Annotated in this window: 25 protein-coding genes; 11 read left to right on the forward strand and 14 right to left on the reverse strand. The window is 52.1% G+C overall.

Annotated features, from left to right (window positions below):
* Positions 1 to 4 precede the first annotated feature (4 nt).
* On the forward strand, positions 5 to 619 hold the full coding sequence (locus TH61_RS07875; protein WP_066508051.1) for an alpha-ketoglutarate-dependent dioxygenase AlkB: 615 nt from the start codon (positions 5 to 7) through the stop codon (positions 617 to 619).
* Positions 620 to 715: 96 nt separating this feature from the next.
* Here the strand turns inward: TH61_RS07875 and TH61_RS07880 are convergent, their stop codons facing one another.
* The gene (locus TH61_RS07880) at positions 716 to 1,246 is read right to left on the reverse strand and encodes a methylated-DNA--[protein]-cysteine S-methyltransferase (RefSeq protein WP_304440558.1); all 531 of its coding nucleotides are present in this window, start codon (positions 1,244 to 1,246) and stop codon (positions 716 to 718) included.
* Positions 1,247 to 1,320: 74 nt separating this feature from the next.
* On the opposite strand from TH61_RS07880, the gene TH61_RS07885 reads away from it, so the two are divergent.
* Together TH61_RS07885 and TH61_RS07890 are read left to right on the forward strand one after the other, a co-directional pair.
* On the forward strand, positions 1,321 to 2,673 hold the full coding sequence (locus TH61_RS07885; protein WP_066508052.1) for an NAD(P)/FAD-dependent oxidoreductase: 1,353 nt from the start codon (positions 1,321 to 1,323) through the stop codon (positions 2,671 to 2,673).
* A 99-nt stretch (positions 2,674 to 2,772) separates the two neighbouring features.
* Positions 2,773 to 5,646, forward strand: coding sequence for a CHASE domain-containing protein (locus TH61_RS07890; RefSeq protein ID WP_066508054.1), 2,874 nt, complete (start codon positions 2,773 to 2,775; stop codon positions 5,644 to 5,646).
* Between the two features lie 103 nt (positions 5,647 to 5,749).
* Here TH61_RS07890 and TH61_RS07895 read toward each other — a convergent pair whose 3' ends face one another.
* From TH61_RS07895 to asnS, 10 genes are all read right to left on the reverse strand, one after another.
* A complete protein-coding gene (locus tag TH61_RS07895) occupies positions 5,750 to 6,313 on the reverse strand; it encodes a DUF4252 domain-containing protein (protein ID WP_071887810.1) in 564 nt (187 codons plus the stop codon).
* A gap of 55 nt (positions 6,314 to 6,368) precedes the next feature.
* Positions 6,369 to 6,833 carry a GNAT family N-acetyltransferase gene (locus tag TH61_RS07900; RefSeq protein ID WP_066508057.1) on the reverse strand — a complete coding sequence of 155 codons (465 nt, stop codon included), beginning with the start codon at positions 6,831 to 6,833 and terminating at the stop codon, positions 6,369 to 6,371.
* A gap of 34 nt (positions 6,834 to 6,867) precedes the next feature.
* On the reverse strand, positions 6,868 to 7,809 hold the full coding sequence (locus tag TH61_RS07905; protein WP_066508058.1) for a YeiH family protein: 942 nt from the start codon (positions 7,807 to 7,809) through the stop codon (positions 6,868 to 6,870).
* Positions 7,810 to 7,880: 71 nt separating this feature from the next.
* A complete protein-coding gene (locus tag TH61_RS07910; protein WP_066508060.1) occupies positions 7,881 to 8,780 on the reverse strand; it encodes a LysR substrate-binding domain-containing protein in 900 nt (299 codons plus the stop codon).
* Between the two features lie 159 nt (positions 8,781 to 8,939).
* A complete protein-coding gene (locus TH61_RS07915) occupies positions 8,940 to 9,722 on the reverse strand; it encodes a LytTR family DNA-binding domain-containing protein (protein ID WP_066508063.1) in 783 nt (260 codons plus the stop codon).
* Between the two features lie 64 nt (positions 9,723 to 9,786).
* Positions 9,787 to 10,830, reverse strand: a complete 1,044-nt coding sequence (locus TH61_RS07920; RefSeq protein ID WP_066508064.1) for a sensor histidine kinase — start codon at positions 10,828 to 10,830, stop codon at positions 9,787 to 9,789.
* A 72-nt stretch (positions 10,831 to 10,902) separates the two neighbouring features.
* Entirely contained in the window at positions 10,903 to 11,535 is a 633-nt protein-coding gene (locus tag TH61_RS07925) for a hypothetical protein (protein ID WP_066508065.1), read from the reverse strand.
* A gap of 169 nt (positions 11,536 to 11,704) precedes the next feature.
* Positions 11,705 to 13,858: a TonB-dependent receptor gene (locus TH61_RS07930; RefSeq protein ID WP_066508066.1), complete on the reverse strand. Its 2,154-nt coding sequence runs from the start codon at positions 13,856 to 13,858 to the stop codon at positions 11,705 to 11,707.
* Positions 13,859 to 14,085: 227 nt separating this feature from the next.
* Complete coding sequence (locus TH61_RS07935; protein ID WP_066508068.1) at positions 14,086 to 14,529, reverse strand: hypothetical protein; 444 nt, start codon at positions 14,527 to 14,529, stop codon at positions 14,086 to 14,088.
* A gap of 216 nt (positions 14,530 to 14,745) precedes the next feature.
* A complete protein-coding gene (asnS, locus tag TH61_RS07940; RefSeq protein WP_066508071.1) occupies positions 14,746 to 16,134 on the reverse strand; it encodes an asparagine--tRNA ligase in 1,389 nt (462 codons plus the stop codon).
* Positions 16,135 to 16,374: 240 nt separating this feature from the next.
* Between asnS and rpoN the strand changes: the two genes are divergently transcribed.
* Both rpoN and TH61_RS07950 read left to right on the forward strand, forming a co-directional pair.
* Positions 16,375 to 17,859, forward strand: a complete 1,485-nt coding sequence (rpoN, locus tag TH61_RS07945; RefSeq protein ID WP_066508074.1) for an RNA polymerase factor sigma-54 — start codon at positions 16,375 to 16,377, stop codon at positions 17,857 to 17,859.
* 147 nt (positions 17,860 to 18,006) lie between these two features.
* Entirely contained in the window at positions 18,007 to 18,627 is a 621-nt protein-coding gene (locus tag TH61_RS07950) for a hypothetical protein (protein WP_066508078.1), read from the forward strand.
* 527 nt (positions 18,628 to 19,154) lie between these two features.
* Here TH61_RS07950 and TH61_RS07955 read toward each other — a convergent pair.
* Both TH61_RS07955 and TH61_RS07960 read right to left on the reverse strand, forming a co-directional pair.
* The gene (locus tag TH61_RS07955) at positions 19,155 to 19,634 is read right to left on the reverse strand and encodes a hypothetical protein (RefSeq protein ID WP_197464115.1); all 480 of its coding nucleotides are present in this window, start codon (positions 19,632 to 19,634) and stop codon (positions 19,155 to 19,157) included.
* A 438-nt stretch (positions 19,635 to 20,072) separates the two neighbouring features.
* Positions 20,073 to 21,626: a M20/M25/M40 family metallo-hydrolase gene (locus TH61_RS07960; RefSeq protein ID WP_066508085.1), complete on the reverse strand. Its 1,554-nt coding sequence runs from the start codon at positions 21,624 to 21,626 to the stop codon at positions 20,073 to 20,075.
* 148 nt (positions 21,627 to 21,774) lie between these two features.
* Between TH61_RS07960 and TH61_RS07965 the strand changes: the two genes are divergently transcribed.
* On the forward strand, positions 21,775 to 22,557 hold the full coding sequence (locus tag TH61_RS07965) for an enoyl-CoA hydratase/isomerase family protein (RefSeq protein WP_066512674.1): 783 nt from the start codon (positions 21,775 to 21,777) through the stop codon (positions 22,555 to 22,557).
* 123 nt (positions 22,558 to 22,680) lie between these two features.
* Here the strand turns inward: TH61_RS07965 and TH61_RS07970 are convergent, their stop codons facing one another.
* A complete protein-coding gene (locus tag TH61_RS07970; RefSeq protein ID WP_066508086.1) occupies positions 22,681 to 23,136 on the reverse strand; it encodes a hypothetical protein in 456 nt (151 codons plus the stop codon).
* A 277-nt stretch (positions 23,137 to 23,413) separates the two neighbouring features.
* Here TH61_RS07970 and TH61_RS07975 point away from each other — a divergent pair, with 277 nt between their 5' ends.
* The 5 genes from TH61_RS07975 (at position 23,414) to TH61_RS07995 (ending at position 26,609) form a co-directional block, all read left to right on the forward strand.
* The gene (locus TH61_RS07975; RefSeq protein ID WP_197464116.1) at positions 23,414 to 23,983 is read left to right on the forward strand and encodes a DUF4142 domain-containing protein; all 570 of its coding nucleotides are present in this window, start codon (positions 23,414 to 23,416) and stop codon (positions 23,981 to 23,983) included.
* A gap of 24 nt (positions 23,984 to 24,007) precedes the next feature.
* Positions 24,008 to 24,574 (forward strand): DUF4142 domain-containing protein, encoded by a 567-nt coding sequence (locus TH61_RS07980; RefSeq protein WP_066508090.1) that lies wholly within the window; start codon positions 24,008 to 24,010, stop codon positions 24,572 to 24,574.
* A gap of 56 nt (positions 24,575 to 24,630) precedes the next feature.
* Entirely contained in the window at positions 24,631 to 25,302 is a 672-nt protein-coding gene (locus tag TH61_RS07985; RefSeq protein ID WP_066508092.1) for a DUF4142 domain-containing protein, read from the forward strand.
* A 61-nt stretch (positions 25,303 to 25,363) separates the two neighbouring features.
* Positions 25,364 to 25,990 (forward strand): DUF4142 domain-containing protein, encoded by a 627-nt coding sequence (locus TH61_RS07990; protein ID WP_066508094.1) that lies wholly within the window; start codon positions 25,364 to 25,366, stop codon positions 25,988 to 25,990.
* Positions 25,991 to 26,330: 340 nt separating this feature from the next.
* Positions 26,331 to 26,609, forward strand: coding sequence for a hypothetical protein (locus TH61_RS07995; protein WP_157600650.1), 279 nt, complete (start codon positions 26,331 to 26,333; stop codon positions 26,607 to 26,609).
* The last annotated feature ends 170 nt before the right edge of the window (positions 26,610 to 26,779 follow it).

Genomic DNA, 26,779 nt, shown 5'->3' on the forward strand with positions numbered 1-26,779 from the left:
ACTTATGCCGCTTTCCCCTGAATTTACCTCTCAGTTCGCCGACCAGCTTTTGTCGATGCCAGGGGCAGAAGTCTACCTGCTCCCTGAGTTTATCCCGGTAGAGGAGCAGCTAGTTTTATGGCGGGCATTGGAACAAGAAGTAGCCTGGCGGCAGGAAGAGATCAAGCTGTTTGGTAAGTCCATTCCGCAGCCCAGGCTCACCGCCTGGTACGGCGACGAAGGCAAGTCCTACACCTACTCTGGCCTGACCTGGCAGCCGCTTCCCTGGCTTCCAATCTTGTCCCAACTCCGCGAAAAGCTATTGGAAACCACAGGCATCTCCTTTAACAGCGTCCTGCTCAATCTTTACCGGAACGGCCAAGACAGCATGGGCTGGCACGCAGATGATGAACCAGAATTAGGAAAGAATCCCGTCATCGCCTCTATTAGTCTAGGCCAAGAACGAAGCTTCCATTTCAGGCACCGCACGCAGACTGGCCTAAAGGAGAAGCTGCTACTTTCCTCAGGCAGCCTTCTGTTAATGGCTGGAGAGACCCAGCATCACTGGCAACACCAAGTCCCCAAATCTGCCAAGCCGTTGGAGCCTAGGATTAACCTGACGTTTAGAGTAATCCATTGAGAGATGGATTGGTTGGGAGAATGGTTTAGTTGGGCCTTATTTTAAAATCTCCAAATCAACCTATTCACTCACTCATTCAATCTCCCAATCATTCAATTAAAAAAGACTCGTCTGGTACACACCGCTCATCTTGGCCTCATGCACTAGCAGCCATTTCTTGCGCCAGAGTCCCCCGGCATAGCCTACCAGTTCTCCCTTCGCGCCAATGACGCGATGGCAGGGCACGATGACCAGCCACGGATTGGCGCCGTTGGCCACGCCCACCGCCCGCACGGCGCCCGGGTTCTCAAAGCGCTTGGCCAAGCCCAAGTAAGTTTCTGTCTTGCCGGTTGGTATCTGTTGCAAGGCCTGCCAGACCTGCTGCTGAAAAGTGGTGCCCTGCGGTTGTAAAGGCAAATCAAACGTCTGGCGTTCACCGGCAAAGTAGGCGTTCAACTGCGCTTCGGCCTCTCTTAAAATAGCAGGGATAAAATCAGAATCCGTTTCTGGCTCGTTTTCTGGAAAAGAGGCCGAAAACAGATGGGTGTCATTGCCGGTCAGGCGAAGCGTTCCCAAGGGACTGGGCAGGTGCAGAACATATGGGGCAGAGGCGGTAGGCATGATGGAAATTTCAGGAAATTTAGCCAAGTTTAACCTTTCTAGCCGTAGAGCCCTAGTGTTTGGGTACTGCGTGCCCTAAAATTCACCTGGACCCCTCATTTATGGAGAAAGATTCTCAGTTAAGTGTCATGGGCGGAGGCCTGGTTGGCTGTCTGCTGTCCTTGTATCTGGCCAAGCAAGGCTACAAGGTAGAGGTGTATGAACGCCGTCCAGATCTGCGCAGCGCCGAGTTGGCGGGGGGCAGATCCATCAACTTGGCCTTGAGTGACCGGGGCTGGCGCGCGCTAGAAACCATTGGCATTGCTGAGGACATCAAGAAAGTGGCCATTCCCATGTACCGCCGCGTGATGCATGACGTGCAGGGCAATCTCTCTTTTCAGCCGTACGGGCAGGCAGGGCAGGCCATTTACTCGGTGAGCCGGGGAGGCTTGAACAAAGCCCTATTAGACTTAGCCGAAGCCCAGCCCAACGTGACGCTTCATTTTCAGGAGCAGGTGCTGGAGGTGGAGCTGAGCAGCAATGAAGTCACTCTTTTAAATACGGGCACGGGGCAGGAGCATAAAATTCAGCCAGACGTGATTTTTGCCGCAGACGGGGCTTTCTCCATGGTGCGTCTGTCCATGCAGAAGACGGAGCGGTTCAACTATGAGCAGAGCTACCTGGACTACGGCTACAAAGAACTCGCCATTCCGCCCGCGCAGGACGGGGGCTGGCAACTAGAGAAGAACGCACTGCACATCTGGCCGCGCGGCCAATACATGATGATTGCCTTGCCCAACATGGATGGTTCTTTTACCTGCACCATGTTCTTTCCTTATGACGGCGAGGTCTCCTTTAAAGCCTTACAGACAAAAGAGCAGGTAGAAGCCTTCTTCCAGAAGATGTTTCCAGACGCGGCGGCGCTCATGCCTGAGTTGGCCCAAGAGTTTTTTGAGAACCCAGTAGGCTCACTGGTAACCGTCAAGTGTTTCCCGTGGAGCCATGCCGGCAAAGTAGTATTGCTGGGTGACGCCGCGCACGCCATTGTGCCTTTTTACGGGCAGGGCATGAACGCCGGCTTTGAGGACTGTACCATTCTGCGGGGCCTCTTAGAAGAACACGGGTCTGACTGGGAAACCATCTTCAAGACGTTCCAAGAACTGCGCAAGCCCAACACAGACGCCATTGCAGACCTAGCGGTGTACAACTTCATAGAGATGCGCGACAAAGTAGCCGACCCTAGGTTCCTGCTACAGAAGAAGATAGAGTCCAAAATCACCGCCCAATACCCAGACGCCTGGCTGCCTTTGTACAGCATGGTGACCTTTTCACCAGATTTGCCGTATTCTCAGGCGCTGGCCAACGGACAAAGGCAAGAAGAGATCATGCGGCACCTCATGACGCACATAGACTCAGAGGCAGATTATGACAAGCCAGAAGTGCAGACGTACCTGCAAAGCCAGCTAGCGGAGTAGCGCTTTTCCGTTTTTAGCCTGATTTCCAGGAAATAGGCCAAAAACGGCATGGTGCATTGCGTACCTTTGACCAAGCTTCTAAGAACATAGACCCCCTGCATGCTTATATCTCGGTTAAAAGACTATTACCTGGCCATTGGCTCCTTTGCGTTGGTGCTGGGAATAACGCTGTACGCGTACTATGTCTCCAAAACCAGTGACCAAGACCGGGACGCCAAGCTGTTTGAGCTGCGCACCATCCAGGTAAAGACTTCGTTAGAGCGCCGCATGGGCCATTACGTCCAGATCTTGAAAGGAGCCAAAGGGCTTTTCCTTTCCTCAGACACGGTCACGCGCCTATACTTTAGAAAATACCAGCAGTCTCTGGAGGTAGAGAAGAACTACCCCGGCATGCAGGGCATTGGGTACGCCACCATGCTCACGCCAGAAGAGGTGCCCAAGTTGGAGCAGCGCATTCGGGCAGAGGGCTTTCGGCAATTTCAAGTGCTACCCAAAGATTCGCGCGCAGAATATTCGGCTATCTTGTACATAGAGCCCATGAACGTGCGCAACCTGCGCGCCTTCGGGTTTGACATGTTCAGTGAGCCCACCCGCCGCGAAGCCATGGAAGCCGCCCGGGACTTCGGGAAGCCCGCCCTCACCGGTAAAGTGAAACTGGTGCAGGAGTTTACCAATGGCGTTCAAGCCGGGTTCTTGATCTACCTGCCTGTCTACGCCAACGGTGCCAACCCCACCACCATAGCAGACCGCCGCGCTCAACTAAAAGGCTTCATCTATGCGCCGTTCAGGGCCATGGACTTGATTGAAGGCACCCTGCGCGATGACTTTTCTGATGTGAGCATCAGGATCTATGACGGCAAACAGAGTAAGCCAGCAGACTTACTGTACAGCAATGATACTACCACGGCCAAACTAGACGCCAGCGGCCGACAGCTGCACCGCACAGAGCAAGTGCGGTTGGCGGGCCGCACCTGGACCATAGAGTTCCTGCCCACGCGGTCATTTTCCAATGACCCTGGCATAGACGAACACAACCTTATCTTGTTGGCGGGCAGCATCATCAGTTTGCTCATCTTCTTTGTGACCTGGTCCTTACTCAAATACCTGCAGTCTAACCAACTCACCGAACTCATCACCAAGAACACCACGGCGGGCCTGTTTCTATTGAACAATGAAGGCTATTGCACCTTTCAGAACCCGGCAGGGCAGCGGCTGCTGGGATTGGACATGGAGGACTTTAGCAAGAAGCCGTTCCAGGAGGTGGTGCTTTCCAGAGTAGATGCGTCGGCGCAAGGATCCCCGTACACCGCCAGCAAACCCATCACCTTTGAAGATACCTACTTAGACAAGGCCGGCAAGAGCATTCCAGTGTCCTGCGCCATCCGGTCTGTGACCCAGCGCGGCGAACAGGTGGGGCATATCTTGGAAGTGCGCAATGTAGCCGAAGAACGCCGTGCCAAACAAGCGCTGGTGGAAAGTGAGGCTCGTTTCCGGAACATGGCAGACAATACCCCGGTCATGGTCTGGATTACAGACGCCCACAACCAATGCACCTACGTGAACCGACATTGGCTAGAGTTTACGGGTTCTACCTTGGCTGACAACCTGGGCCGAGGCTGGGAACAGTTCCTGCACCCAGGAGACACAGACGTGGCTTACAAAGCATATTCTGAGGCCATTAGCAACCACCAGGAATTTAGGAGCGAATACCGTTTGCGCCGCCATGACGGCGAGTACCGCTGGGTGATTAACACCGGCAGCCCGCGGTTTGAGGACGAAGGGGAGTTCTTAGGTTATATTGGCTCTGTGTCAGACATTACGGAGCGCATTGACATGGAGAACCGCCTCAAGAGCAACGCCGAAATGCTGCAGCGCATCTTCATGCAGGTACCCGCCATTGTGGGACTGGTGCGGTTAAGAGACATGACCTATACGTTGGTCAACTCCTATCTAAGCAACCTTTACAACGGCAAAGCCAAAGTAGGAGAAGACGCGTTTGCTGCCCTGCCACCCTCGCAGCGGGAACCGTTCCGGAAGATTCTGCACATTGTGTCTCAGTCTGGCGAGGCCTACATTGCCCAAGAGGTACCCGTAAAGTTTGATGCTTCAGCCCAAGGCGAGGAGGACGTAATCCGGTTCTTCAACATTGTCTATGAGCCCATCTTGGATGACCAGAACCAAGTGGAGTCTGTGCTGACCTTTGCCGTAGAGGTAACCGAGCAGGTGAAAAGCCGTGAGCAGCTGGCCGTAATTAATGACCAACTGGTCAAGAAAAACGAGGAGCTGTTACGCATCAACAATGACCTGGACAACTTTGTCTACACCGCCTCTCATGACTTGCGCTCGCCGCTGTCTAACCTGGAGGCCCTCACCACCGCCCTCATTGACAACGCCGCTACCAAAGACGAGCATGAAGATGACCAGGTACTTTTAAGAATGGTGGCCGCTTCTATTGGCAAGTTAAAAGGCACCATCATGGACCTCACCGAGATTACCAAGGTGCAAAAGAACTCAGAACAGCAGCCGGTAGAAGAACTCCTGTTTGCCGAGGTGCTGGCCGGGGTAGAGGAGGACATTGCCCCCTTGATCCATGAGGCCAAAGCCAGAATCAACGCTTCTTTTGAGGTCCAGTCCATCAGGTATGCACGCAAGAACCTACGCAGTATCCTGTACAATCTGGTGTCCAACGCCGTCAAATACCGTGATCCCCAGCACCCGGCCGTCATCAACCTGAAAACCCGCCGCGAGGGTGACTACGTGGTGCTCACCGTGCAGGACAATGGCCTGGGCATCAGAAAAGACCAACAGAGTAAGCTGTTCAGCATGTTCCGGCGTTTACACTCACACGTAGAAGGTACCGGTATTGGCCTTTACATAGTCAAGCGCATCATTGAGAACCATGACGGCCGCATTCAAGTAGACAGCGAAGAAGGCAAAGGCACCACGTTCACCGTGTACTTCAAGGAGTCCTGAAGTTTAGTCTTGAGTCAATAAAAACGAATATCCCCGAGGACAATTCTTCGGGGATATTCTTTTTTGGGGTATTTCCCAGAAAATAGGCTAAAAACGGAGTGGTCTACAAATCCTTGGCCACCAGGTCTGGGTCAATTTTCTGCAGTACCTTCTGAATCATGCGCTGGTCCATGTTGCCCTCCACTAGCAGGAGCACAAACCCGTTGCGCCGTTGGCCAAACACGGCCATTTCTTTTACCTTTTGCTGGTCTTCCTTTACCTTGAGTTCTAAGCCGGCTGGTCCGTTCAAGGGCAGAGAGCTGTAAGACGGCGTCTTGTACACATTCTGGATTTCGGGTAGAAGACGGTTGGTCAAAAAGCGCTGGCCCTTGTTGTTTTCTGGTGCGTAGCTGAGCAGCCGTATGCTCTTAATCCCTTGCAGCATGGCGATGGTGGAGTCGTCTAACTGGCTGCCTATTATCCTGGTCACCAAACCCACGGGTATGCTACTTGATTTAAAACCGGCTTGGTTGCGGTACTTGTCATAAAACTCAAGGCTGGTCTGAGCCGGAGGCAATTTGCTGGTGCTGCTACAAGCCTGCGCACCCAATAACACCGCTGTAAACAGGAATAGAATATAGTTCTTGAAGGGATAAGTAGTCGTTAAAACCGAAGGGGTCGTAGTCATAGAATGTTGTTTTTAGCCTGTTTTACGGGAAACAGCCCAAAAACGGTCAATCGCTCTACTTCTGGTCCAGAAAAGCGGCGGTCTGGTAAGCGTTGGGCGTGTGCAACTGCATGAAAGGCTCGGCAGAGGGGAGAGGGGTGAACCCGAACTGGGCATACAGGCTATGGGCGTCTCTGGTGGCCAAGAGCCAGCGCCGCAGGTTTTGCAATTGTGGGTGGGCTTGTAAGGCTTCCAGCATCCATTTAGACAATCCTTGGCCGCGCGATTCTTCCAGTACAAACACATCGCAGAGGTAGGCAAACGTGGCATAGTCAGTGATGAGGCGGGCGAAGGCTACTTGCTTTTCCTGATGATACACAGCCACGCACAGAGAGTTTTCTACGGCGCGTTCCACTGTTTCCCTCGGGATGCCCGGCGACCAATAACTCTGCACCAAATAGCCATGGATGACGTCCAGTTGCAGACGCGCCTTGTCAAAACTCAGGAGATAGTCGTTGGGGCGGTATTGGTTCAAGTCCATAGAACAAGATAAGAGGCCAGCAGCTTTTGCGCAACTACAAGCTTTGGATGACCAGCAGACTGGAAATTCCCAAACCCAGCCACAAAATCACGCCCAGCAACAAGGGCCGAATGCCCACCTGCCGCAAGGTCTCCTTGGCTAGGCCGGCGCCCACCAGAAACAGTGTCAAGGTAAGGCCACGCTTGGCAGCAAAGGTGATGCCGGCATACAGCGGTTCAAGTTTGATGGGGCCGTAGCTACTGATGAGCATGGTCAATACAAAGCCGCCAATGAAATAGGGGATAGCCACCTTGGCACCCGACTGCTTAAACGCGAAGGCCGTGAACAAGGCCAGCGGAATAATCCAGAGCGCCCGGGCCAGTTTCACGGTGGTGGCAACGCGCAAGGCTTCCTCGCCGAAGGTCTGCGCCGCGCCCACCACCGAACTGGTGTCATGAATGGCCAGCGCCGCCCACAGGCCAAAGTCTGGCTGCGTCATCTGCAATAGATGGCCCACCCACGGGAAGACCAGCAAGGCCACCGAGTTGAGCACGAACACCGTCCCCAGCGCCATGGTCATCTGCTTTTCCTCGGCGTGGATGAGGGGTGAGACGGCGGCAATGGCGCTGCCGCCACAAATGGCCGTCCCTGCGCTCACCAGATACGCCGTCTTGTAATCTACCCCCAGCCACCTGCCCAGCAGGTAGCCCGCCGTCAAGGTGAGCGTGATAGAGGCCACCGTCAAGAGTAATCCTTCCTGACTCGCCTGTAAGGCCTGCTGCGCGTTAATGCCAAAGCCCAGGCCTATGATGGAGTACTGCAACAGCTTCTTGGTGAGCTTGGAAGTAAGCGGCCTGAAGGGGTTGCCCACCGTATTGGCCAAAATAGCACCCACTGCCAAAGCCACCGGTGGCGATACCCATGGTGTCAGGCACACCGCGCCCGCTATGATGAAAATAGCCTTAGAAACGTTGGGGGTGGAGATTGCGAGGGACATGGGTATTGCAGAAAAGACGATGCAAAAGTACCCGTCCTTTATGCCGCTCGCAAATGAGAAATGGTGATGTGCTATTCCGGTAGGTTATACTGGTGTAGGCAGAACTGCTGAAACAGCTGGGAAAGTCCTTCGGGCTGGCCCACCGGCTGGACAAACCAAAACGACCGCTGCAACCTAAATCCGTCTGGCTGGAGCGTTACCAGTTTGCCGGTTTCCAACTCCTGCAGAATGGAATACCTGGACAGCAAGGCCACGCAGTCTGAGTGCTGAAGAAACGACTTGATGGTCTCTGAACTGCCCAAATCCAGCACCACATTCAAATCTGGTAGTCTAAGCTGGTGCACGCGCAGGGCTTCTTCAATGACTTCTAACGTACCCGAGCCGCGCTCCCGCAGGACCAGCGGCTGCCGAGCCAGTTCTGGCAAGGTGATACTCCCGGCTTGGGTAAGTGCGTGTCCGGTACGGACCACAGGCACCAACTCGTCGGGCAGGAAAGGCGTGTACTGGAGTTCTCTTCTATGGCTGAGGCCCTCTACAATGCCCAGGTCAATGTCCTGATGGATGAGTGCCTGTTCCATGGCCTCTGTGTTGCCGTTGAGCAAGGACAGTTTCACGTGCGGGTACCTTTGATGGAATGCCGACAGCACCGGTGCCATCACGTACTGGGCAATGGTGGTGCTGGCGCCCAAGCGCAAATGGCCGCTTACTTGGTCTTTGAGCTTACCCATGGCAAAGGCCACCTCTTCCTGCAGGGCATGTGCTCGCTCAGCAAAGGCCAGCATGGTCTCACCGGCGGGCGTGAGCTGGATGCGGTTGCCCTTGCGTAGGAACAGACGCAAACCCACCTCGGCCTCTAGTTCCTGCACGCGCTTGGTGGCCGCCGGCTGGGTAATGAAGAGCTCGCCGGCCGCTTTGGTAAAGCTCAGGTGCTTGGCCACGCTTCTAAAAACCTTCCACCGAAAATCTAGCATGCTTTTTATTGAGAGATTGAATGGTTGAATGATTGAGAGAATGGGGTGAAATGTACTGATTATTCAATGTGCTTATGGATCCTAAGGGTGAATCAGCAATTAATAATCAACAATCACCCATTTTTGGCCTCTTTCCCAGAAAACAGCCCAAAAACGGGATTATTGGTCCAGCCAGGCTCTAAAGGTAGAAACCCGCTCGCGGCTCACCAAGACTTCTTCTTGGGTATGTTGCCGAAGCACAAGTTTAAGGCGGCTGTTGGTGTAATGGATGATATCTTTGATGGCCGGCAACTGCACCAGGTAGCCGCGGTTTACCCTGAAGAACTGCTGCGGGTTGACCAGTTGCTCCAGTTGGTCCATGGTGTAGTCTAGGGCAAAGCGGCGGTTGTCTGTGGTCTGCAGAAAGGTGGCCTTCTCAAAGCTGTAGAAAAAGTCAATCTCCTCCACCGGAATGGCCCGCAAATGCTCACCCACTTTCAAGACAAACCTATTTTTATACACCGGTGCCGACGGGTTTTGTAGTTGCTGCAAGGCCTGTTGAAGTACGTGCAAAGAAGCCGCTTGACTGGGTCCAGAAGAAGCGGTAATGCGTTGCAGTTTTTGGAGGGCCTTGGTCAGGTCTTCCTCGTCAATGGGTTTTAAGAGGTAGTCAATGCTGTTGGCTTTGAAGGCGCGCAGGGCATAGGCATCATAAGCCGTGGTGAAGATGATGGGGCAGTGCACGTCTACCTGTTCCAGAACCTCAAAGCTCAAGCCGTCGCCTAGCTGGATGTCAAAGAAGGCCACGTCTGGCAAAGGCTGTTCCTTAAAGTACTGCACCGCTTCCTGCACCGACGCCAGCGTAGCTACCACGGCAAGCGGCACCTCGGTCTGGGCCTGCAGAAGTTGCGTCAAGCGATTGGCGGCCAAGGGTTCGTCTTCTAGGATTAAGGCGCGGAGCATTTGGTAATTGCTGATGGTTAATTGTTGATTTTGGCTTGTTTCCTGGAAAAGAGGCGAAAAACGGTTACTGGAAAGTGAGCAAAGGCAAGCAGACTATAAAGGAGGTATCTGTAGACGCTACTTCCATTTTCCGGTTGGTGAGCATCTGGTAGCGGGCCTGGATGTTGGCAAGGCCCAAGCCGCTGGGCAGTTCGTGCTGGGTCTTGGGCTGTAGGTTGTTCTCTACCCGCAAAGTATTCCCTTCCATCGTCACCTGAATATGCAAAGGCTCATTGGCTAGTATCTTGTTGTGTTTGATGGCATTTTCCAGCAGCATCTGTAGGGCCAGCGGCGGCAGAAAGTAACCGGTGGGTACTTTCTCGGGGAGCGTTACTTGCAAGCCATCAGCGTGCCGAATCTGCTGTAAAAACACGTAGCGCTGGGCAAAGGCCAGTTCCTCTTCCAAGGCTACCACTTCTTTGTGTTGAGAGTCCAGAACGTAGCGGTACACCTCTGACAATTGCTTGATGAACTTGACGGCCAGATCGGGCGAGGGGTGCACCAGGCTGGTGAGGGCGTTGAGGCTGTTGAACAGGAAATGCGGGTTTACCTGGTTTTTAAGGGCCTCGTATTGCGAGAGGGCGTTTTCTTTCTGGAAACGTTCTGCCTTGACGGCCGCCTCGCGCCAGCTTCGCAAAAAGGAAACGGCGTAGACAGACAAGGTGATGAAGAACGTGACCAGCAACTGCGTGAGCATGGTCCACCTGAACCTCATAGAAAGCAAAAGCTCTGCTGAGAGGCCGTTTAGCAACACAATGTACACCCAGTTGACCAGCAGAATGGCTACCGCCGAGAAGAGGGTGGTAGAGACAATGGTAATTAAAAAGCGCTTCCCTGGATTGTCTACCCAAGTGACCACCCGGTTGAGGAGAGTTCCTAAGAAGCCATTGCCCAGCCAAAGGATGGAGAACAAGAGAAAGGCGTACGTAAAGTTTCTGACTACCCAGATGCCGTCAGTGAAGCAGTTGGCGCACAACAGCAACATGTTCAGAACGGCGAAGCCAGAAAAAACAGCCACCCACTTCAGGATAGATTTTACACGCAGGTCTGGGATAGCAAAATTGGCCATGGCTGAAAGGTAAAGATTTTTGGGAAGACCCGCGCGCTCCCAAAAGGAGAAGCGCGCGGGTAAAACAAGAGACTACTCGCATTTGGCCAACAAGGCCTTGGCGCTGTTCATGCCCCAGCTAGGCGACAGGCTGGTGGCGGGTTGGGCAGCCGCGTATTTCTCCACGGCAGTGGTAAGCACTGGCTTGGCCACGTCTTTGCCGCCTCCCACCATTTTGGGCATGTTAAAGTAGTGCTGACCCAAGAGAAAATAGGTTCTGGGGTTCTCAGGGTTCAGGGCCTTGGCTTTCTCCAAAGAGGCCAGCGTGAGGCCAGAATACTTCATGCCGCGGCTCATAGGTGAAACCGACAAGCGGGCCTGGTGCAGATAGCCTTGCAGGACGTGTAGTTCAGATTCCTTCGGTTCTAGGGTCAAGGCCTTGTCTAGAAACGTTTGTGCCTGGTCCAAAATGGCATCTCGTTGGGTATCTTCCTTCAGCTGGAAGCTCAATACAATATGGGCATACGTGGCATAGTAGGCCGGCAACCAAGCCTTAGGTTCAGCCGTGGCAATGCGGCTCAGTTTGTTGGCTGCGCTTTGGGTTTCTTCGGGTGATTGGGAGGCTTTTAATTCAGTGAGCGCCTCACCCAAAGCGGCTTGATAATTTCCTTGAGCCTGTACTAAGAAAGCGAGAAGTAACAACGGAAGTAAGAGTAATTTTTTCATGGAAGTAGATTTTAAGTTGTTGGTTATGAATTAATTGTTGATTGTCAATTGCTGGTGAATTTTAGGTATCCGTTTTTAGCCTGATTTCTGGGAAAGAGGCCAAAAACGGATGGTTGGTGACTGCTGATTGTTTAGTGTCAATCTCTCAATCACTCAATCATCCATTCCCTCAATCATGAAGAGAGATAAGCAAGGCCACCAGCGCGAAGCGCTTGGCATCGGGCAGAATGGGTTGCGAGGCAAACTTACCGTCCTGGCCGGGCGTGGCAGCGTAGCGGTACCCGAACACGTTGTTAAAGCCTAACATATTATTGCAAGCGCCGTGCAGAATCACGTTGTGGCCTTTAATGGTGGTGAGGTAGCTGGCGCTTACGCTCAGGTCCAGGTAGCTTTTGGTGCGTCCCTGCATGAAGCCTTCTTGGTTGGGATTGTGGAACGGCCGGCCGCTGGTGTAGCTGAAGGTGGTGCCCACATAGGTTTTGATGGGGTCTATCATCTGCTTGTACACTAAGCTCAGGTTGTGGGAAGAGGCAAACGACGGACGCGCCAACTCTGGATAGCCTTTGTACAGACGCTTGCTGTCCAGGAACGAATATGAAATCCAGTAATCACCTTTCTTAATCGTTTCCTGGTCCCGGAAGAAGAACTCCACGCCTCTCGCGTAGCCATGTCCGCCGTTGGTAATTTGGGTAGCGTTCTGGAGCTCTGGAGCGTTGTACCTAATGAGGTTCTGGTACTGCTTGTGGTAGCCTTCCACCCGTAGCGTGCGTTTATTAAAGGTGCGCTGGTAGTTTAAAATGTAATGCACGGCCTTCTCAAAGGTGAGCGGTTGTTGGTACTTGAGGTAATCCTGTTCTGGCGTCTGGTAGAAATGTCCGTAGGCGAAGGAAACCTGACCGTCTTTGCCCGCTTGATAGGCCAGCGCCAACCTAGGCGATAAGGCGTTTCTGCCCAGAAACTGAGAGCGCTCCCAGCGCAGGCCTGGTCTGGCCACCAGCTTGCTCCCCAGGTACACGTCGGCCTCGGCAAAGCCCGCTATATTCTGGTCGTTCACCAAGCCATTACGTGTGTCTGCTTTTGGATTCTGCTGGAAGGTCTGGTCATAGTGGCTCAGCTGGGTCTCCAGACCCGTGCGCAACGTCACGGCGTGTCCCAAGTCTCGTATCATAACTGCTTTTCCGTTCCAGGTATGCGTGCCGGTATTGACCTGGGTGGTGCCAGCCGTTATGTCTTGGGTGGTGTAGGTATAGGTAGTGCCGGTTTGCAAGGTCCATTTCTCCTGAAAGACTTCTTCATAAGTGCTGTTCACAAAGAGGTTCTGGTTGGACAGGTTGACGCGGGTAGGTGTTTCTGATGCATTGATGTTCTCCTGATAAAGGCCTAATTCACTGCTGGTGTAGGTGCCGTACAACTTGAACATGCCGGTGGCTGAGGTTTTCTGTCTGAAGACTACACTCCCGGCTTTGGTCTCAGGCATCTTGATCCAGTCTTGGCGCTGGGGCACCAGGCTCATGTACGGTTGCAGGTTGGTGTATTCTCCAGACACGGCCAAAGACGTATTCTCCCAACGCTTGGTGCGGGACAGGCTGGCGCCTACACTCATCAAAGAGATACCGGTCTGGGATTCATCTGGAAGGTCTTGGCTTTGCAAGAGCAGGGCAGAAGAAAGCGCCTGTCCGTACTCAGCAGAGTAGCCGCCAGAACTGAAGGCCATGCCACTAAACAAGAACGGGGAGAAGCGGCCGCGGGCAGGCACGTCTGGCACGCTGGCGCTATACGGGTTGGCCACCACCATGCCGTCAATAAACGTCTTGGTTTCATAGCTGTCGCCGCCGCGCACAAACAGCTTTCCTTCTTCGCCCACTTTCTGGGTGCCAGGCAAGGCGTTGATGGCGCCCATGATGTCGGCAGCGGCGCCGGCGGTGGTGACAATGTCTCTGGAGGTAAGCAAGGCGGAGCGCTTCTCATCGCTGGCCTCAAACGCCCCCGCCGAAATCTGCACCGCCTGCAACTGGCGGTAATCTGGCTTTAAAATTATGTGCAAGGGTGCCAGCGGCTGGTCCAGGTTAATAGACTTCTCCAAAGTGCCAAAGCCCAGGTAACTCACAACCAGTACCTGCGCCCCGGTGCTTTTGGTCTTAAAGGAGAAAGAACCAGCCGCGTCTGTAGAAGCTCCGTCATACGCGCCCTTCAGCATGACATTGGCGCCAATGATAGGCTGACCGTCGGTGTCTTTTACCTGGCCTTTTACCAGGCTCTGGGCAAATAACTGGTGGTCGGTTAGGAGCAGGAAGAAGGAGAGAAGGAGTATAGCGGTTTTCATAGCGGTTGCGGTTAGGTTCTGAGCAAAGGTGCACCGCCCGCCAAGGCTATGAAATTAAAAGAGGATGAACTGTAGAGAGAGGTAGATGAACTGTCAAGAGGCCATGATGAACGTTTCATGGGATTGAACAGATTCTCCGTTTTTGGCCTCTTTCCGGTAAAACAGCCCAAAAACGAAAGAGCCCGCTTACCTGCGGGCTCTTCATGGTTATAGTAAGTGGAATGCGATTACGCTTTCTTCTTCTCTTTGGCAGCGGCTTTTTTAGCGGCCTCTTTTTCTTTGGCAGCGGCGGCTTTCTCCTTGGCGGCTAATTTTTTGGCAGCAGCCTTTTGCTTGGCCTCAGCGGCTTTGGCTTTTTCCTTTTCTTTGGCGGCTAACGCTTTTTGCTTAGCGGCTTCTTTCTTCTGTTGCTCTTTGGCTTTAGCCGCAGCGGCTTTCTCTTTGTCAGCGGCCTTCTTAGCGGCCTCCTTTTCTTTAATAGCGGCGGCCTTGGCTTTCTCTTTTTCCTTGGCGGCCTGGGCCTTGGCTAGGCCTTCGGCTTTCTTCTCAGCGGCCTTTTGCTTGGCCAGCTCTTTCTTTTCTTTCTCCTTGTCTTGTGAAGACTGAGCCTGCGCACTGCCCACAAAAAGGGCCAACACCAACAGCAGAGAGGTTGCGTACTTCTTCAACATAGTAATAATGGGTTTTGTGTTATTTTGCTAAAAGTAGAAAGGAATCAAGAAAGTTTCACCAAGGTGCGGCTTTAATAAATTTGTTATGCTTCTAAGCCTCAAGTATAAATCCGTTTTTGGCCTATTTTCTAGGAAAGAGGCCTAAAACAGGAAGTCCCTACTCTTATGATTGAGAGTAGGGACTTCCTTTATACTTCATTGGTGTGGCTGAACCAATTAAAACTCAGCGCTCTTAGGGAAGCGTGGGAAAGGAATCACGTCTCTGATGTTTGACATGCCAGTCACAAACAGCAACAGACGCTCAAAGCCCAGCCCGAAACCGCTGTGCGGGACAGACCCGAAACGGCGGGTGTCCAGGTACCACCACATCTCTTTCTCTGGGATGTTGAGTTCCTGCATACGGGCTACCAGCTTGTCATAGTTCTCCTCGCGCTGGGAGCCGCCAATGATTTCACCAATGCCCGGGAACAACACGTCCATGGCGCGCACGGTCTTGTTGTCATCGTTGAGCTTCATGTAGAAAGACTTCACCTCTTTAGGGTAGTTGGTCAAAATCACCGGCTTCTTGAAGTGCTTCTCTACCAGGTAGCGCTCATGCTCGCTCTGCAGGTCGGTGCCCCATTCTACTTTGTACTCAAACTTCTGCTTGGCGTCGCGTAAGATGGCAATGGCCTCAGAGTAGGTCAGGCGCTGGAAATCATGCTCCACCACAAAGTTGAGGCGGTTGAGCAGCTCTTTATCATAAAGGTCGTTCAGGAACTGAAGGTCATCCATGCAGTGGTCCAGGGCGTAGCGTACCAGGTAGCGCAAGAAGTCCTCGGCCAGGTCCATGTTGTCTTCCAACTCATAGAAGGCCATCTCAGGCTCCACCATCCAGAACTCAGCCAAGTGACGGCTGGTGTTGGAGTTCTCGGCTCTAAAGGTTGGCCCGAAGGTGTAAATCTCAGAAAGCGCCATGGCACACACCTCGCCCTCCAGCTGGCCCGATACGGTCAGATTGGTAGATTTTCCGAAGAAGTCCTGGGAGAAATCTACTTGGCCGTCTTCGGTGCGTGGTGGGTTGATAGGGTCAAGTGTAGTTACTCTGAACATCTCGCCAGCACCCTCGGCGTCTGAAGCGGTGATGACCGGCGTATGAATATAAAAGAAACCGTTGTGGTTAAAGTAGCGGTGAATGGCAAAGGCCATGGCGTGCCGTATGCGCAAGACCGCGCCAAAGGTGTTGGTACGCGGACGCAGGTGGGCAATCTCCCGAAGAAACTCCAGGGAGTGGCCTTTCTTCTGCAAAGGATAGGTTTCTGGGTCTGCCAGGCCAATCACCTCAATGGTGCGGGCCTGTATCTCTACAGACTGGCCTTTGCCCTGGCTTTCTACCAAGGTTCCTACTATAGACACGCTGGCGCCGGTGGTCACGTCGCGCAGAGACTCATCTGTGAACAGATTCATGTCTGCCACCACCTGTATATTATGAATGGTAGAACCGTCATTGACGGCAATAAACGTTACGTACTTGTTACCGCGCTTGGTGCGCACCCAGCCTTTGAGTAAAACGTCGTGGCCTCTCTCCGCAGATTGGAGCAATGCTTTTACTTTTGTTCTTTTCATAATAGTATCACGTAGCGCCAAATAGGAAGCGCGTATCAAGTATCACGTATCAGGACAAAGGTAACAGGTAAGCGTACAAAGTATGAAGTACTTAAAAAGAAAAGTCTTGCTACCTGATCCTTGCTACGTGATACCTCGTGCCCTTGGCACGAAATTCAAAATTAACCTTTTTTGCAAAGCCGTAGTAAAAAACCATAACTTTGGCCTAGTCCGCGCTTGTGGGGCCGGTGCCGTTCGCCTATGCAGAGACTTGACTTAAAACAGCTTTTATCCCAAAAACTATCACCCCAGCAGATACAGTTCATAAAACTGTTGCAGGTGCCTACCGCTGAGCTGGAGGCCCGCATCAAAGAAGAACTGGAGGTAAACCCTGCCCTGGAAGAAGGTGACGTAGCCGATGATGCCCCCGCCGAGGAGGACACCTCCTCGGATGCGGACGAGGATTTCGACAATACCGAAGATGATTACGCCGAGGAGGAGATGCGCCGCGACGATGACGACGGCGACCTCAACCTGGAAGAATATATGTCTGATGATGACATTGCCGGCTATAAAATGCAAGGCGATGGCCCCGGTGAGGAAGAGGAGCGCGAGACGCCCATTGCCTTCACCGGTTCCCTCACCGACTCCCTCATGGACCAACTGGGCTTCCTGAACCTCAATGAGAAACAGCAGGCCATTGGCGTACAGTTGATTGGCAGCATTGACGAGGAAGGCTACATACGCCGTGACTTGCAGGCCATCTCCAATGACCTAGCCTTTTCCCAAAACATAGAAGCCAGCGTAGAGGAAATTGAAGATGTGCTGCGCCGCATCCAAGCCTTTGACCCGCCCGGCATTGCCGCCCGTGATCTGCAAGAGTGTCTGCTCCTGCAACTAGAGCGCCGCGACCCAGATGACATCACCGAGGTAGCTGAGCAGATCATCCATGACACCTTTGATGAGTTCACCAAGAAGCACTACGCCCGCATTCAGCAGAAACTGGAGCTGGAGGACTATGAGTTGAAGTCGGCGATAGACTTAATCTTGAAGCTCAACCCCAAGCCCGGCGGAAGCGGCGGCGCTACGCGCGTGCAGTACGTGATTCCAGACTTCATCATCACCAATGAAGAAGGCCAGTTACAACTGTCCTTGAACGCCCGCAACGCGCCAGACCTGCGTATCTCCCGCTCTTACGCCGACATGTTTGACGCCTATGACAAAAGCTCTAAGACCGACAAGAAGCTCAAGGAGACGGTCACGTTTGTGAAGCAGAAGCTGGACTCAGCCAAATGGTTCATTGACGCCATCAAACAACGCCAGAATACGCTCCTGCGCACCATGGAATCTATCATGAAGCGCCAGTATGAGTATTTCCTGGACGGGGATGAGAGCAAGCTGCGGCCCATGATTTTGAAAGACATCGCCGAGGACATAGGCATGGACATTTCAACCGTGAGCCGCGTGGCCAACAGCAAGAGCGTGCAGACGGAGTTTGGCATTATTCCTTTGAAATTCTTCTTCTCTGAAGGTATTGCCACCGACGCCGGCGAGGAGGCCAGTAGCCGTGAGGTGAAAGCCATCCTCAAAGACATCATTGAGAAGGAAAACAAGCGCAAGCCTCTCTCAGATGACAAGATTGAAAAAATGCTCAACGAGAAAGGCTACAACATAGCCCGCCGCACAGTGGCCAAGTACCGTGAGCAGCTCAACATACCGGTAGCGCGTTTGCGCAAAGAACTGTAAGCGCTGGCGCTTCAATTAATAATTAACAATTAAGAATTTGAGAGATAGATCATTTGCACCTTAACTTGTGCCTACTTTTTGTATTTGGAAGAGCTGGTGCGCATGCCGCTAATTCCTAATTATTAATTCTTAATTATTAATTATAAAGTGAATTCCCGCCTCGCGATGGCGTTGTCTGTGGTGTTTCATCCGCTGCTGCTGCCTTCGTACTTGTTCGCCCTGATCTTGTTCTACCTGCCGGTGGGAGCCTTGACGTTCCCCATGGAAGGGCGACGCTTGGTCTGGATTATGGTCTTCCTGACCACCTTCCTGATACCGGGGTTGGGCGCGTATGCCATGCGGCGGGCGGGACAAATCTCATCGCTTACGTTAGAGAGCCGGGCAGACCGGCGCTGGCCCTTGCTGTTCGCTGCGGCCTGTTACACTGTTACCACGGTTCTTTTTTACCGCCAAAGCTACTTTGACGACCTTTTCTTTTACGTGATGGCCATCATCACGGCCTCTGTCTACATGACGCTGGTCATTAACCAATTCTGGAAGATTAGCGCACATGCCATAGGAGTAGGCGGTGCCTTGGGGATTTTGGTCCTGCTCTATGATTGGCTCCCCGAACCATATTTGTTTTACCCCGCCGTCATAGGGATTGCCATTGCCGGGGCAGTTCTCTCTGCCAGGTTGGCCTTAGGAGCCCACAATACCAAACAAGTCTACACCGGTTTTATTCTTGGTTTTCTGCTAGGTGTGATTCTTTGGGGTTTGCCTTTTTAAGAGTCAAAAGATATAGGACATAAGACGCAAGATTGTCTTCACAACACACACACACACTCTCTCTCTCTCTTTCTCTCTTTTTCTCTTGTCATCCTGAAAGGACCTTGTGGGCGGACTAGACAGGCGGTTGAATAAGTGCTATTAAACACAGATTTCCTTCTGTAGAGACCAGGCACAGCCTTGTCTCCTGCGCATCCACATCTTCCGCTTATGTAAACACCCTTTTCTGAGCTGCGCTCACTGCCTAAAACTCTCGGGCAATTCTCAAGGTGAAAGTCCGTGCTTATTCAACCGCCTGTCTAGTCCGCCCACAAGGTCCTTTTAGGATGACAGAAGTAGTGGTGGTTGGTAGGGGTAAAAGGAAACGAAGAATGTACTTTTAAATAGTAATCAGCAATTAACAACCAATTATCACATTTCCGTTTTTGGCCTAATCCCTAGAAAATAGCACAAAAACGGGAAGGCCCTGAAGATTTGTCTTCAGGGCCTTCCCGTTTTTTATATAGACTCACGACTCAGAGACTCAATCAAAGACTGACGCCTTTGTGTTTGCCGGCCTGCCGAATGACTTCACGGACGGTTTCCAAGTGTTCTTCTGGGACGTCTTCCAGGTCAATTTCGCCGGTGTGGCCGGTGGAGAGGCGGTAGATGAGTTTGTCTGGCTGGACGCGTAGCAGGTGAATGCTTTCCCACGGCAGGGTATAGGCATCCTCATCGGGCTCCAGTTTAAGTTCTATCTGTTGGTCGTCTACCTGAACGTAGCTTTTACCCACGGGGCGTTTTTTTCTAATCAATACTACCAAATAAGAGATGCCCAAGGCGCTCTGGATAAGCGGCAACGCGTAGTCAAAGTACTGTGCCTTGCCCGAGGCATATTCAGTGTACAAGCCAATGAAGCCTACCGCCAAAAAAATGGTAGCCATAGCTGAGTACAGCCAGGACATGGTAGACTTGTTCTCATTAGGAGGAGACAGGTTCAGGAAGAAAGGCTCCATAGGAATTGCCATTTAGTTATTTCTGTTTTCGGTTTCTGAGCGTGATAATAAACTTAAACACAACAAACAGAAGAAATCCCAGAAAAGACATTGCAGGTACAATGATGTTTGGGTGCTCCAGATTGCGCATAAGAATCAGGAAAGAAACCACTAGCATGCCGTTCAAAAGCATGTTTGCGTTGCGAGTACTCATAAAAGCGTAATAGGGTAATTAGTAAAGATACACAATTACAGGAAACCGTGAACAGTAAACAGGAATTAGTTAATAGTAATCAGTTGTGGTTGATAAATAGATAGTTAGGTTCGGTTTAAGAAGAGCGGTCGTCGTTTTTGGTGTGTTTTCATGAAAAGAGGCTAAAAATGGCATGACTCAAACTATGCCTTTTATAAAGCAAAAGCCCGATGCTCTAGAAAGAACATCGGGCTTTTGGTGAGATAAGATGCTAATTATTATGACTGCGGTTTCGGCATGGGTTTGCGCGGCAGTTTCTCTGCGCGGTTGGCGGTTTGGTACACAAAGTTGGCGACAATTACAGAGGCTTGTTTCAAGTCCTCTGGCTGCAGTCTGTCATAGGTGTCCATGTTGGTGTGGTGGGTGCGGGTGTTGTACTCAATCTCATCCTGAATGAATTGGAAACCCGGTACACCCAGCGCGTCAAAAGACAAGTGGTCGGTGCCGCCGGTGTTGCGGTTGGTCACGGTAGAGGCGCCCATGGCGTTGAACGGTTTTAACCACTCAGAGAACAACGGAGCCACGGCCTCATTGCCCTGCGTGTAAATACCTCTGATTTTTCCGGTACCGTTATCCAGGTTGAAATAAGCGGAGATTTTCTCCTGCTGTGGCAACAAGGCCATCGTTTTAGTATCGCCTATGTACTTCTTGGCATACCCGCGTGATCCGTGCAGACCTTGCTCCTCACCGCCCCAAAGTGCGATGCGGATGGTGCGCTTAGGCTGTAGGTTCAAGGCTTTGATAATGCGAACGGCTTCCATCATCACGGCCACACCCGCGGCGTTGTCGGTGGCGCCGGTGGCGGCGTGCCAAGAGTCAATGTGACCGCCCAGCATCACTACTTCGCTTTTCAGTTTCTTGTCAGAACCCGGGATCTCCGCGATAACGTTGTAGCCTTGCGGGTCTTCGGTTAAGAAACGGGTTTTGCTTTCCAGTTCAATCTCTACCGGAATGCCTGCACTCAACAAACGGCTCATGCGGGCCAGGTCTTCTTGGGCAATCTCGAACTCAGGCAAGGCTGGCTTGGCGTCCATGGCGTATGGTGCACCGTTGGTAGTGAAGAACGTACCATGTGAACCTCCGCGTGAGCTCAAGATGGCAGCAGCACCTTCAGAGAGAATCATCTCATTCATCTTGGTCACAAACGCACGACGGGCACGCATCTGGGCCATGCGCTCTTCGCTCATGGGCGCTCTGCCTTCAGAAGGCGCTACCGGCTCCGCCATTTTGTGCAGGGCCTCATCTGTGTAACGCGAGCCGTCTGGGGCAAAGGTTGTTTTGATAGGATTGGTGACCTCGGCCATGACAATCTTGCCTTTCAGTTTGCCGGCGTACTGGGCCAGGTCTTCTTCTTTGGTGGCTTTCACCAAGACTACCTGCCCTTTTACCGGACCGTTGGTGCTAGGCGTCCAAGCCTTAGGAGAGCCAATCATGGGCTGGTAATACGGCTTGGTCAGGGCCAGGTAGGATTTCTCTACTTCCCAACCTTTCCCGAAGGTTCCCCACGGTTCAATGGTGGCATTTTTCAAGCCCCAAGAGGCGAGTTTCTCTTTGGTCCACTGGTTGGCTTTGGCTAGGCCGGTAGAACCCGAAAGGCGCGGGCCGTTCACGTCTGTGAGGTAGAACGCAATGTCCATCACCTGCGACTTCTGCAGTCCTTCCTGCTTGATTTTCTCTACGATGGCCGCATCTAGCGGCTCGGCTTTTTGCTGGGCCATTGCCGGAAGCGCCAAGAAGGCTGCCCCCAGCAAAAGGGTATAGGTTTTGTTCATGTTAGGTTGGAGTGGGATTAAAGAAATTGAGATAGGAAAGAAACAGAAAAAAAGCGCCAATGGCAACATGTTGGCACTCCCAACCCAAATCTGTACTTTTGGTAAAACCGTTTTTGACCTCATTTCCACAAAACAGCCCCAAAACAACATGTCTGAGCAAATTCTACAATATAGCGTCACCAATGGCATAGCCACCATCACTCTTAACCGCCCAGAGGTTTTCAATGCCTTTGACGACCAGCAGAGCTATGAACTGCAAGACGCCCTCAAGCAAGTAACCAGAGACGTGAACGTGCGCGTGGTGATTTTGACCGGCGCGGGCCGGGCCTTCTGCAGCGGCCAGGACTTGAAAGCCATTGCCGGCGCAGAGAAACGCTCTTTGGCTGACAGCCTGCACAAACGCTACAACCCCATCATCAGGGCCATGCGTGAACTGCCTAAACCCATTATCTGCCGCCTAAACGGCGTGGCCGCTGGCGCCGGTTGTTCCCTGGCTTTAGCCTGTGACTATGTAGTGGCCAGTACTGAGGCGAGCTTGATTGAAGTGTTTGTGAACGTAGGCTTGGTGTTGGATTCAGGATCATCCTACTTTTTGCCGCGTCTGGTGGGCATGCGCAAGGCCTTTGAGCTGAGCACGCTGGGCACTAAAGTGAAAGCCGATGAAGCCCTGCGCTTAGGTTTGGTGAACCAAGTAGTAGCGCCAGAAGAACTAGACGCCGCCGTGCAGGAAATTGCCGAGCGTTATGCCTGCGCACCTACCAAAGCCATCGGCCTCATGAAGAAGATGCTGAACAAATCCTTTGAGTCTAGCCTGGATGAAATGTTGGACTATGAAGCCTACTGCCAGGAGATTGCCGGCAACTCTTCAGACAACCGTGAGGGCGTGGCCGCTTTCAATGAAAAGCGCAAACCAGTCTTCACCGGTGAGTAAGCGTTTTTAGCTTGGTTTCTAGAAAATAGGTCAAAAACGAAAGAGCCCGCGTCTTGCAAAAGGCGCGGGCTCTTCCCGTTTTGAATGATAATAACAATATAAATGGGATGCTCAGTCGCTGTATTATTTTTTGGGCTTCAACATTTCCAATCTCGCCGCTTCCAGCTTTTTTGAGAAGGCAGCGTTGTCCAGCGTGACCTGTTCTTGCAGGTTAAAGCTGTTCCACTTTTTCCAAAAGGACTGTTCTTCAAACCCAGGAGTGTCAATCAATTCCTTGTGCAACTTATGAGAGAGTGCAAACAGCCTGTTTCTGTTTCTCACTACGGCAATGTCTGCTGCCGTCTCCAGGGTTTTGTAGACTTTCATCCGGGGCCCGCCTTTTCTCTTTATCAAATAATAATCCTTCTCCCTGAAGATTTTGATCCTGTGATCCAAAGATGTAAAAGCTGGTTTTCTAGAAGAAGTCGCGGCGGTTGGCTGTAGCTGCTTGGCCGGTAGGTGCCCAAAAATATGACCGCCTTTTTCATAGAAATATTCCACCTCCAGCACAGAGTCTGTCTGCGTGAAGTAACAAATCATAAAGCTAGACTTCCGGCCCCTGTAAATCCCTTCGGCCGTCTTTTGCCCAAAGGAAACATTGCTGCAAAGAAGTAAAATGGCCAAAAGGAATGTCCGCATAAAGGAGAATACTATTTGAGGTTGGGGTAACGTAAGCGAAGCTAAAAAAGCTGGAGTTCTTTGTCGGTAAACAGTATGGTAAATATACCTGAAAAACGCCTATGAAAACCATCCTATGGCAAGCCCGTAAAAATAGCCAGCAGGTACTGCCTGTATGCCATTTGTACAAAATACCACTATGAAAAAAAGATTGTGTTTTCTCTTCAGCGGCGCCTTGTTGACAATGTTGACCAGCTGCGGCGGTTCCTCAGATTCCACCTCTGTAGATGCTGCCGGAAAGCACAATGAAAACCTGCTGGAATCTACCGGCAAAGATGAAAAAGCCGGTTGGTTTGTAGCCGAAGTCACCAGCGGCGGACTGATGGAAGCAGAGCTGGGACGGCTGGCCTCCAGCAAAGGCGCGTCTCCGTTGGTACGGGAATTGGGGCAGACCCTCCTCAACCACCACACCCAGGCCAACACTCAACTCAAGCAAATTGCTGATCTCAAAAACCTGGTGCTGCCCACCCAAATGGGCGATGACCACCAGGACCTGTACAACGAGATCATGAGCAAGAACGGCGCGTCTTTTGACCTGGCCTACTTGGAGGCGATCATGAAGGAGCACAAGCAGGCCATCAAAGATTTTGAGGAGATGGCTCAGGAAGGAACAGACGTAGAATTGAAAGCCTTCGCCACCAAGAGCCTTCCTATGCTGCGGGCCCATCTGGCACAGGCAGAACAAGTAGAAGAGCAATTAAACCCTTAATTCAAACAACCAATCAATAGCAGCATGACGAATAAATGGATCTTCACCCTGGGGGTGGCGGGAATCCTGTGCAGTAGCACGGGGTGCGCCACGCTAGGCATTGGTACTGACGGAGCGCCCACGGGCACCGGCACTGGTACAGAAACACAGTCTACCAAGCAGGCAGACCAAGCGTTTGTCACTTCTGCCGCCAGCAGCGGACAGCTAGAGGTAAGACTAAGCGAAGTGGCTTTACAGAAAGCCGTCACGGTTGAGACGCGGGAGTTTTCCAGGATCATGGTCAACCACCACAGCAAAGCCAACAGCGAACTGCAGAGCCTGGCGCGCCAGCAAGGCTTGGCCTATTCCACTACGCTACGGGCAGAGCACCAAGCCATATTTGACCGCGTATCTAAACTGACCGGCGCCGCCTTTGAGAAAGCCTATGCCACAGAGATGGAAGCCGTCCATCAGCAAGATGTGACGTTGTTTCAGGGAGCTTCGCAGGGGAATTTAAACGTATCTCTAAGAGGCTATGCCATCAAGACGCTGCCGGTGCTGCAAGGACATTTACGCCTGGCCACCCAGTTGAAAAACGTATTAACTAAATAGCTCCTCACGGGAAGGGTGTTGAGACCAGCAGACAGACAAACTTAAGCACCAGCGCTATGAGAAAGACAGGATACATCACCGCGGTTGTAGGCACTTTGGCCCTTGCTGCGTGCAGCAGAATAGACGCTTCTACCTCTAACACCGTGCCCTCTACAGACGGCCACACTGCCAATGTCATGAACAGAAGCGATGCGGCGGGCGTGACCAAGGAGACGGGTAGCGCCGGCTATATGAACACCGGTGCAGCGGGCGCGCTGTCCAACACCATGCTCTATGATAACAGGCCCTTGACAGAGGAACTCTTTCTTACTGAGGCGGCCAGCAGCGGGATGATGGAAATAGCACTTGGGCAAATGGCTGTGCAAAAAGCGTCTAATCCAGAAGTGAAGCAGTTTGGCCAGATGATGGTGGACTACCATACCAAAGCCCAGCAAGAACTCAAGGCCGTGGCACAGGGCATGAACCTGGAACTACCCACCGCCATGATCTCCAGACATTTGAAACTAGTAGAGAAGCTGAGCGAACTGTCGGGCGCCCAATTTGACCGGAAGTACATGAACGTCATGGAAGACGCCCATGAAGAAGCCTTGGCCAAGTTTGAAATGGTGAGCAACGCCGCGCCTACTACCAGCGTGCGGGCCTTTGCCATTCGGGCCCTGCCCAACTTGCGCACCCATGAACACCAGGCAGACCAATTAGAAGATAAGATTGAAAGTGCTGCCAACTAGCGTTTGGCTAGTCAAGTAAAACAACCTACTGCATACACCACACACCATTAACACTACTTCTATGAAAAAATCATTGTTATCCATTGCCGCCGGCGCCATGTTGTTTGGCGCGGCCTGTACCAGCACCACCACAGACGCTGACACCAACACCACCGCCGAAACCACCACAGACGCTACCGTTTCCACTGACACCAACAGCACTACTGCCACCAGCACAGACAACGCCGCCGGTATGCTAGATGACGCCACCATTGCCAGCATGGATGACGCCACCTTTATGATGACGGCGGCCAGCAGCAACATGCTAGAAATTGAGGCCGGTAAGATGGCGTCTCAAAACGCCATGAACGCCGAGGTGAAACGCTTTGCCCAGATGATGGTAGACCACCACACCAAGGCCAGCCAAGAGCAAATGTCCATTGCCTCACAGATGAACGTGCAACTGCCCACCGCCCTAATGCCCATGCACCAAGGCATGCTGGACAAATTGAACGGCAAAACGGGAAAGGACTTTGACGAGGCGTATATGGACATGATGGAGAATGCTCATAAAATGGACATTGCGCTGTTCACGGCCAAGAGCACCAACGCGCAAGCCCCAACCGTAAAAGCCTTTGCCACTAAATCTCTGCCCATGCTCAAGTCACACCAAGACATGGCCACCAAGATTGAAGACCAAGTAGACTAGTCATCTTTAGCAATATAACTTTTAGAGAGCCGATCAGAGTAGTCTCTGGTTGGCTCTTCGTTTTTGGCCTCTTTTCTAGAAAGTAAGCCAAAAACGGAAGTTCAGGATTGAAATACGATGGAGTGAAAGGGACTTTTAGAAGTGAGGGCAAGTGAAGAAAAGTACGAGGCACTACTCGCACCTCTTGTTTGAAAGGGAAGAGGTGGAAGGCTTCGTCTTAGTTAGAAAGTGATGGGGTCATTACTGAAATTTTCTGGCTGCCTACCTAGATAAACCCCTGAAAGAGGGTGTGGTATAAGCCCCAAATTATTTACCTTTGCCGCAACACATTACAAGATATATGAAAAAGATAATGCCATTTTTTGTGGCTGGTGCCTTATTGCTAGGCTCGGCTTGTAATACTTACACAGCCTCTACAGACGTAGATGATAAAGGTACTGGCTACGGTTTAACAGACAACCAGGCAGCCACCGGCCATACCAGCAGCGATGCCGTAGCCGAGGCGAACAGCCAAGGCACGCTGGCCAACCCAGAGACGCAGTCTCCAAAAGACACCACTGCCGTGGTAAAAGATACTACTGCCACTACCGCTAAGAAAGACAGCGCCGCCAAAAAATAGTCACTCTTTACAGAGTCTGCTTTTCAAGCGAAGTCCTTTATCAAACCTCAGCCAAAAAGGTTGGTGCAGCATTCCACTCCATCACTCTTTTAGCCAAGTGATTATCAACAGAAAGCCCTCTTTGCTTATGTGCAGAGAGGGCTTTCTGTTGTCTTCGTTTTTGGCCTGTT

The organism is Rufibacter sp. DG15C (assembly GCF_001577755.1).
Classification (GTDB): domain Bacteria; phylum Bacteroidota; class Bacteroidia; order Cytophagales; family Hymenobacteraceae; genus Nibribacter.

Bases quoted from the DNA above. Each gene is read 5' to 3' on its own strand.
- TH61_RS07875 (WP_066508051.1), top strand. From the start codon at position 5: ATGCCGCTTTCCCCTGAATTTACCTCTCAGTTCGCCGACCAGCTTTTG.
- TH61_RS07885 (WP_066508052.1), top strand. From the start codon at position 1,321: ATGGAGAAAGATTCTCAGTTAAGTGTCATGGGCGGAGGCCTGGTTGGC.
- TH61_RS07890 (WP_066508054.1), top strand. From the start codon at position 2,773: ATGCTTATATCTCGGTTAAAAGACTATTACCTGGCCATTGGCTCCTTT.
- TH61_RS07895 (WP_071887810.1), bottom strand. From the start codon at position 6,313: ATGACTACGACCCCTTCGGTTTTAACGACTACTTATCCCTTCAAGAAC.
- TH61_RS07900 (WP_066508057.1), bottom strand. From the start codon at position 6,833: ATGGACTTGAACCAATACCGCCCCAACGACTATCTCCTGAGTTTTGAC.
- TH61_RS07905 (WP_066508058.1), bottom strand. From the start codon at position 7,809: ATGTCCCTCGCAATCTCCACCCCCAACGTTTCTAAGGCTATTTTCATC.
- TH61_RS07910 (WP_066508060.1), bottom strand. From the start codon at position 8,780: ATGCTAGATTTTCGGTGGAAGGTTTTTAGAAGCGTGGCCAAGCACCTG.
- TH61_RS07915 (WP_066508063.1), bottom strand. From the start codon at position 9,722: ATGCTCCGCGCCTTAATCCTAGAAGACGAACCCTTGGCCGCCAATCGC.
- TH61_RS07920 (WP_066508064.1), bottom strand. From the start codon at position 10,830: ATGGCCAATTTTGCTATCCCAGACCTGCGTGTAAAATCTATCCTGAAG.
- TH61_RS07925 (WP_066508065.1), bottom strand. From the start codon at position 11,535: ATGAAAAAATTACTCTTACTTCCGTTGTTACTTCTCGCTTTCTTAGTA.
- TH61_RS07930 (WP_066508066.1), bottom strand. From the start codon at position 13,858: ATGAAAACCGCTATACTCCTTCTCTCCTTCTTCCTGCTCCTAACCGAC.
- TH61_RS07935 (WP_066508068.1), bottom strand. From the start codon at position 14,529: ATGTTGAAGAAGTACGCAACCTCTCTGCTGTTGGTGTTGGCCCTTTTT.
- asnS (WP_066508071.1), bottom strand. From the start codon at position 16,134: ATGAAAAGAACAAAAGTAAAAGCATTGCTCCAATCTGCGGAGAGAGGC.
- rpoN (WP_066508074.1), top strand. From the start codon at position 16,375: ATGCAGAGACTTGACTTAAAACAGCTTTTATCCCAAAAACTATCACCC.
- TH61_RS07955 (WP_197464115.1), bottom strand. From the start codon at position 19,634: ATGGCAATTCCTATGGAGCCTTTCTTCCTGAACCTGTCTCCTCCTAAT.
- TH61_RS07960 (WP_066508085.1), bottom strand. From the start codon at position 21,626: ATGAACAAAACCTATACCCTTTTGCTGGGGGCAGCCTTCTTGGCGCTT.
- TH61_RS07965 (WP_066512674.1), top strand. From the start codon at position 21,775: ATGTCTGAGCAAATTCTACAATATAGCGTCACCAATGGCATAGCCACC.
- TH61_RS07970 (WP_066508086.1), bottom strand. From the start codon at position 23,136: ATGATTTGTTACTTCACGCAGACAGACTCTGTGCTGGAGGTGGAATAT.
- TH61_RS07975 (WP_197464116.1), top strand. From the start codon at position 23,414: ATGAAAAAAAGATTGTGTTTTCTCTTCAGCGGCGCCTTGTTGACAATG.
- TH61_RS07980 (WP_066508090.1), top strand. From the start codon at position 24,008: ATGACGAATAAATGGATCTTCACCCTGGGGGTGGCGGGAATCCTGTGC.
- TH61_RS07985 (WP_066508092.1), top strand. From the start codon at position 24,631: ATGAGAAAGACAGGATACATCACCGCGGTTGTAGGCACTTTGGCCCTT.
- TH61_RS07990 (WP_066508094.1), top strand. From the start codon at position 25,364: ATGAAAAAATCATTGTTATCCATTGCCGCCGGCGCCATGTTGTTTGGC.
- TH61_RS07995 (WP_157600650.1), top strand. From the start codon at position 26,331: ATGAAAAAGATAATGCCATTTTTTGTGGCTGGTGCCTTATTGCTAGGC.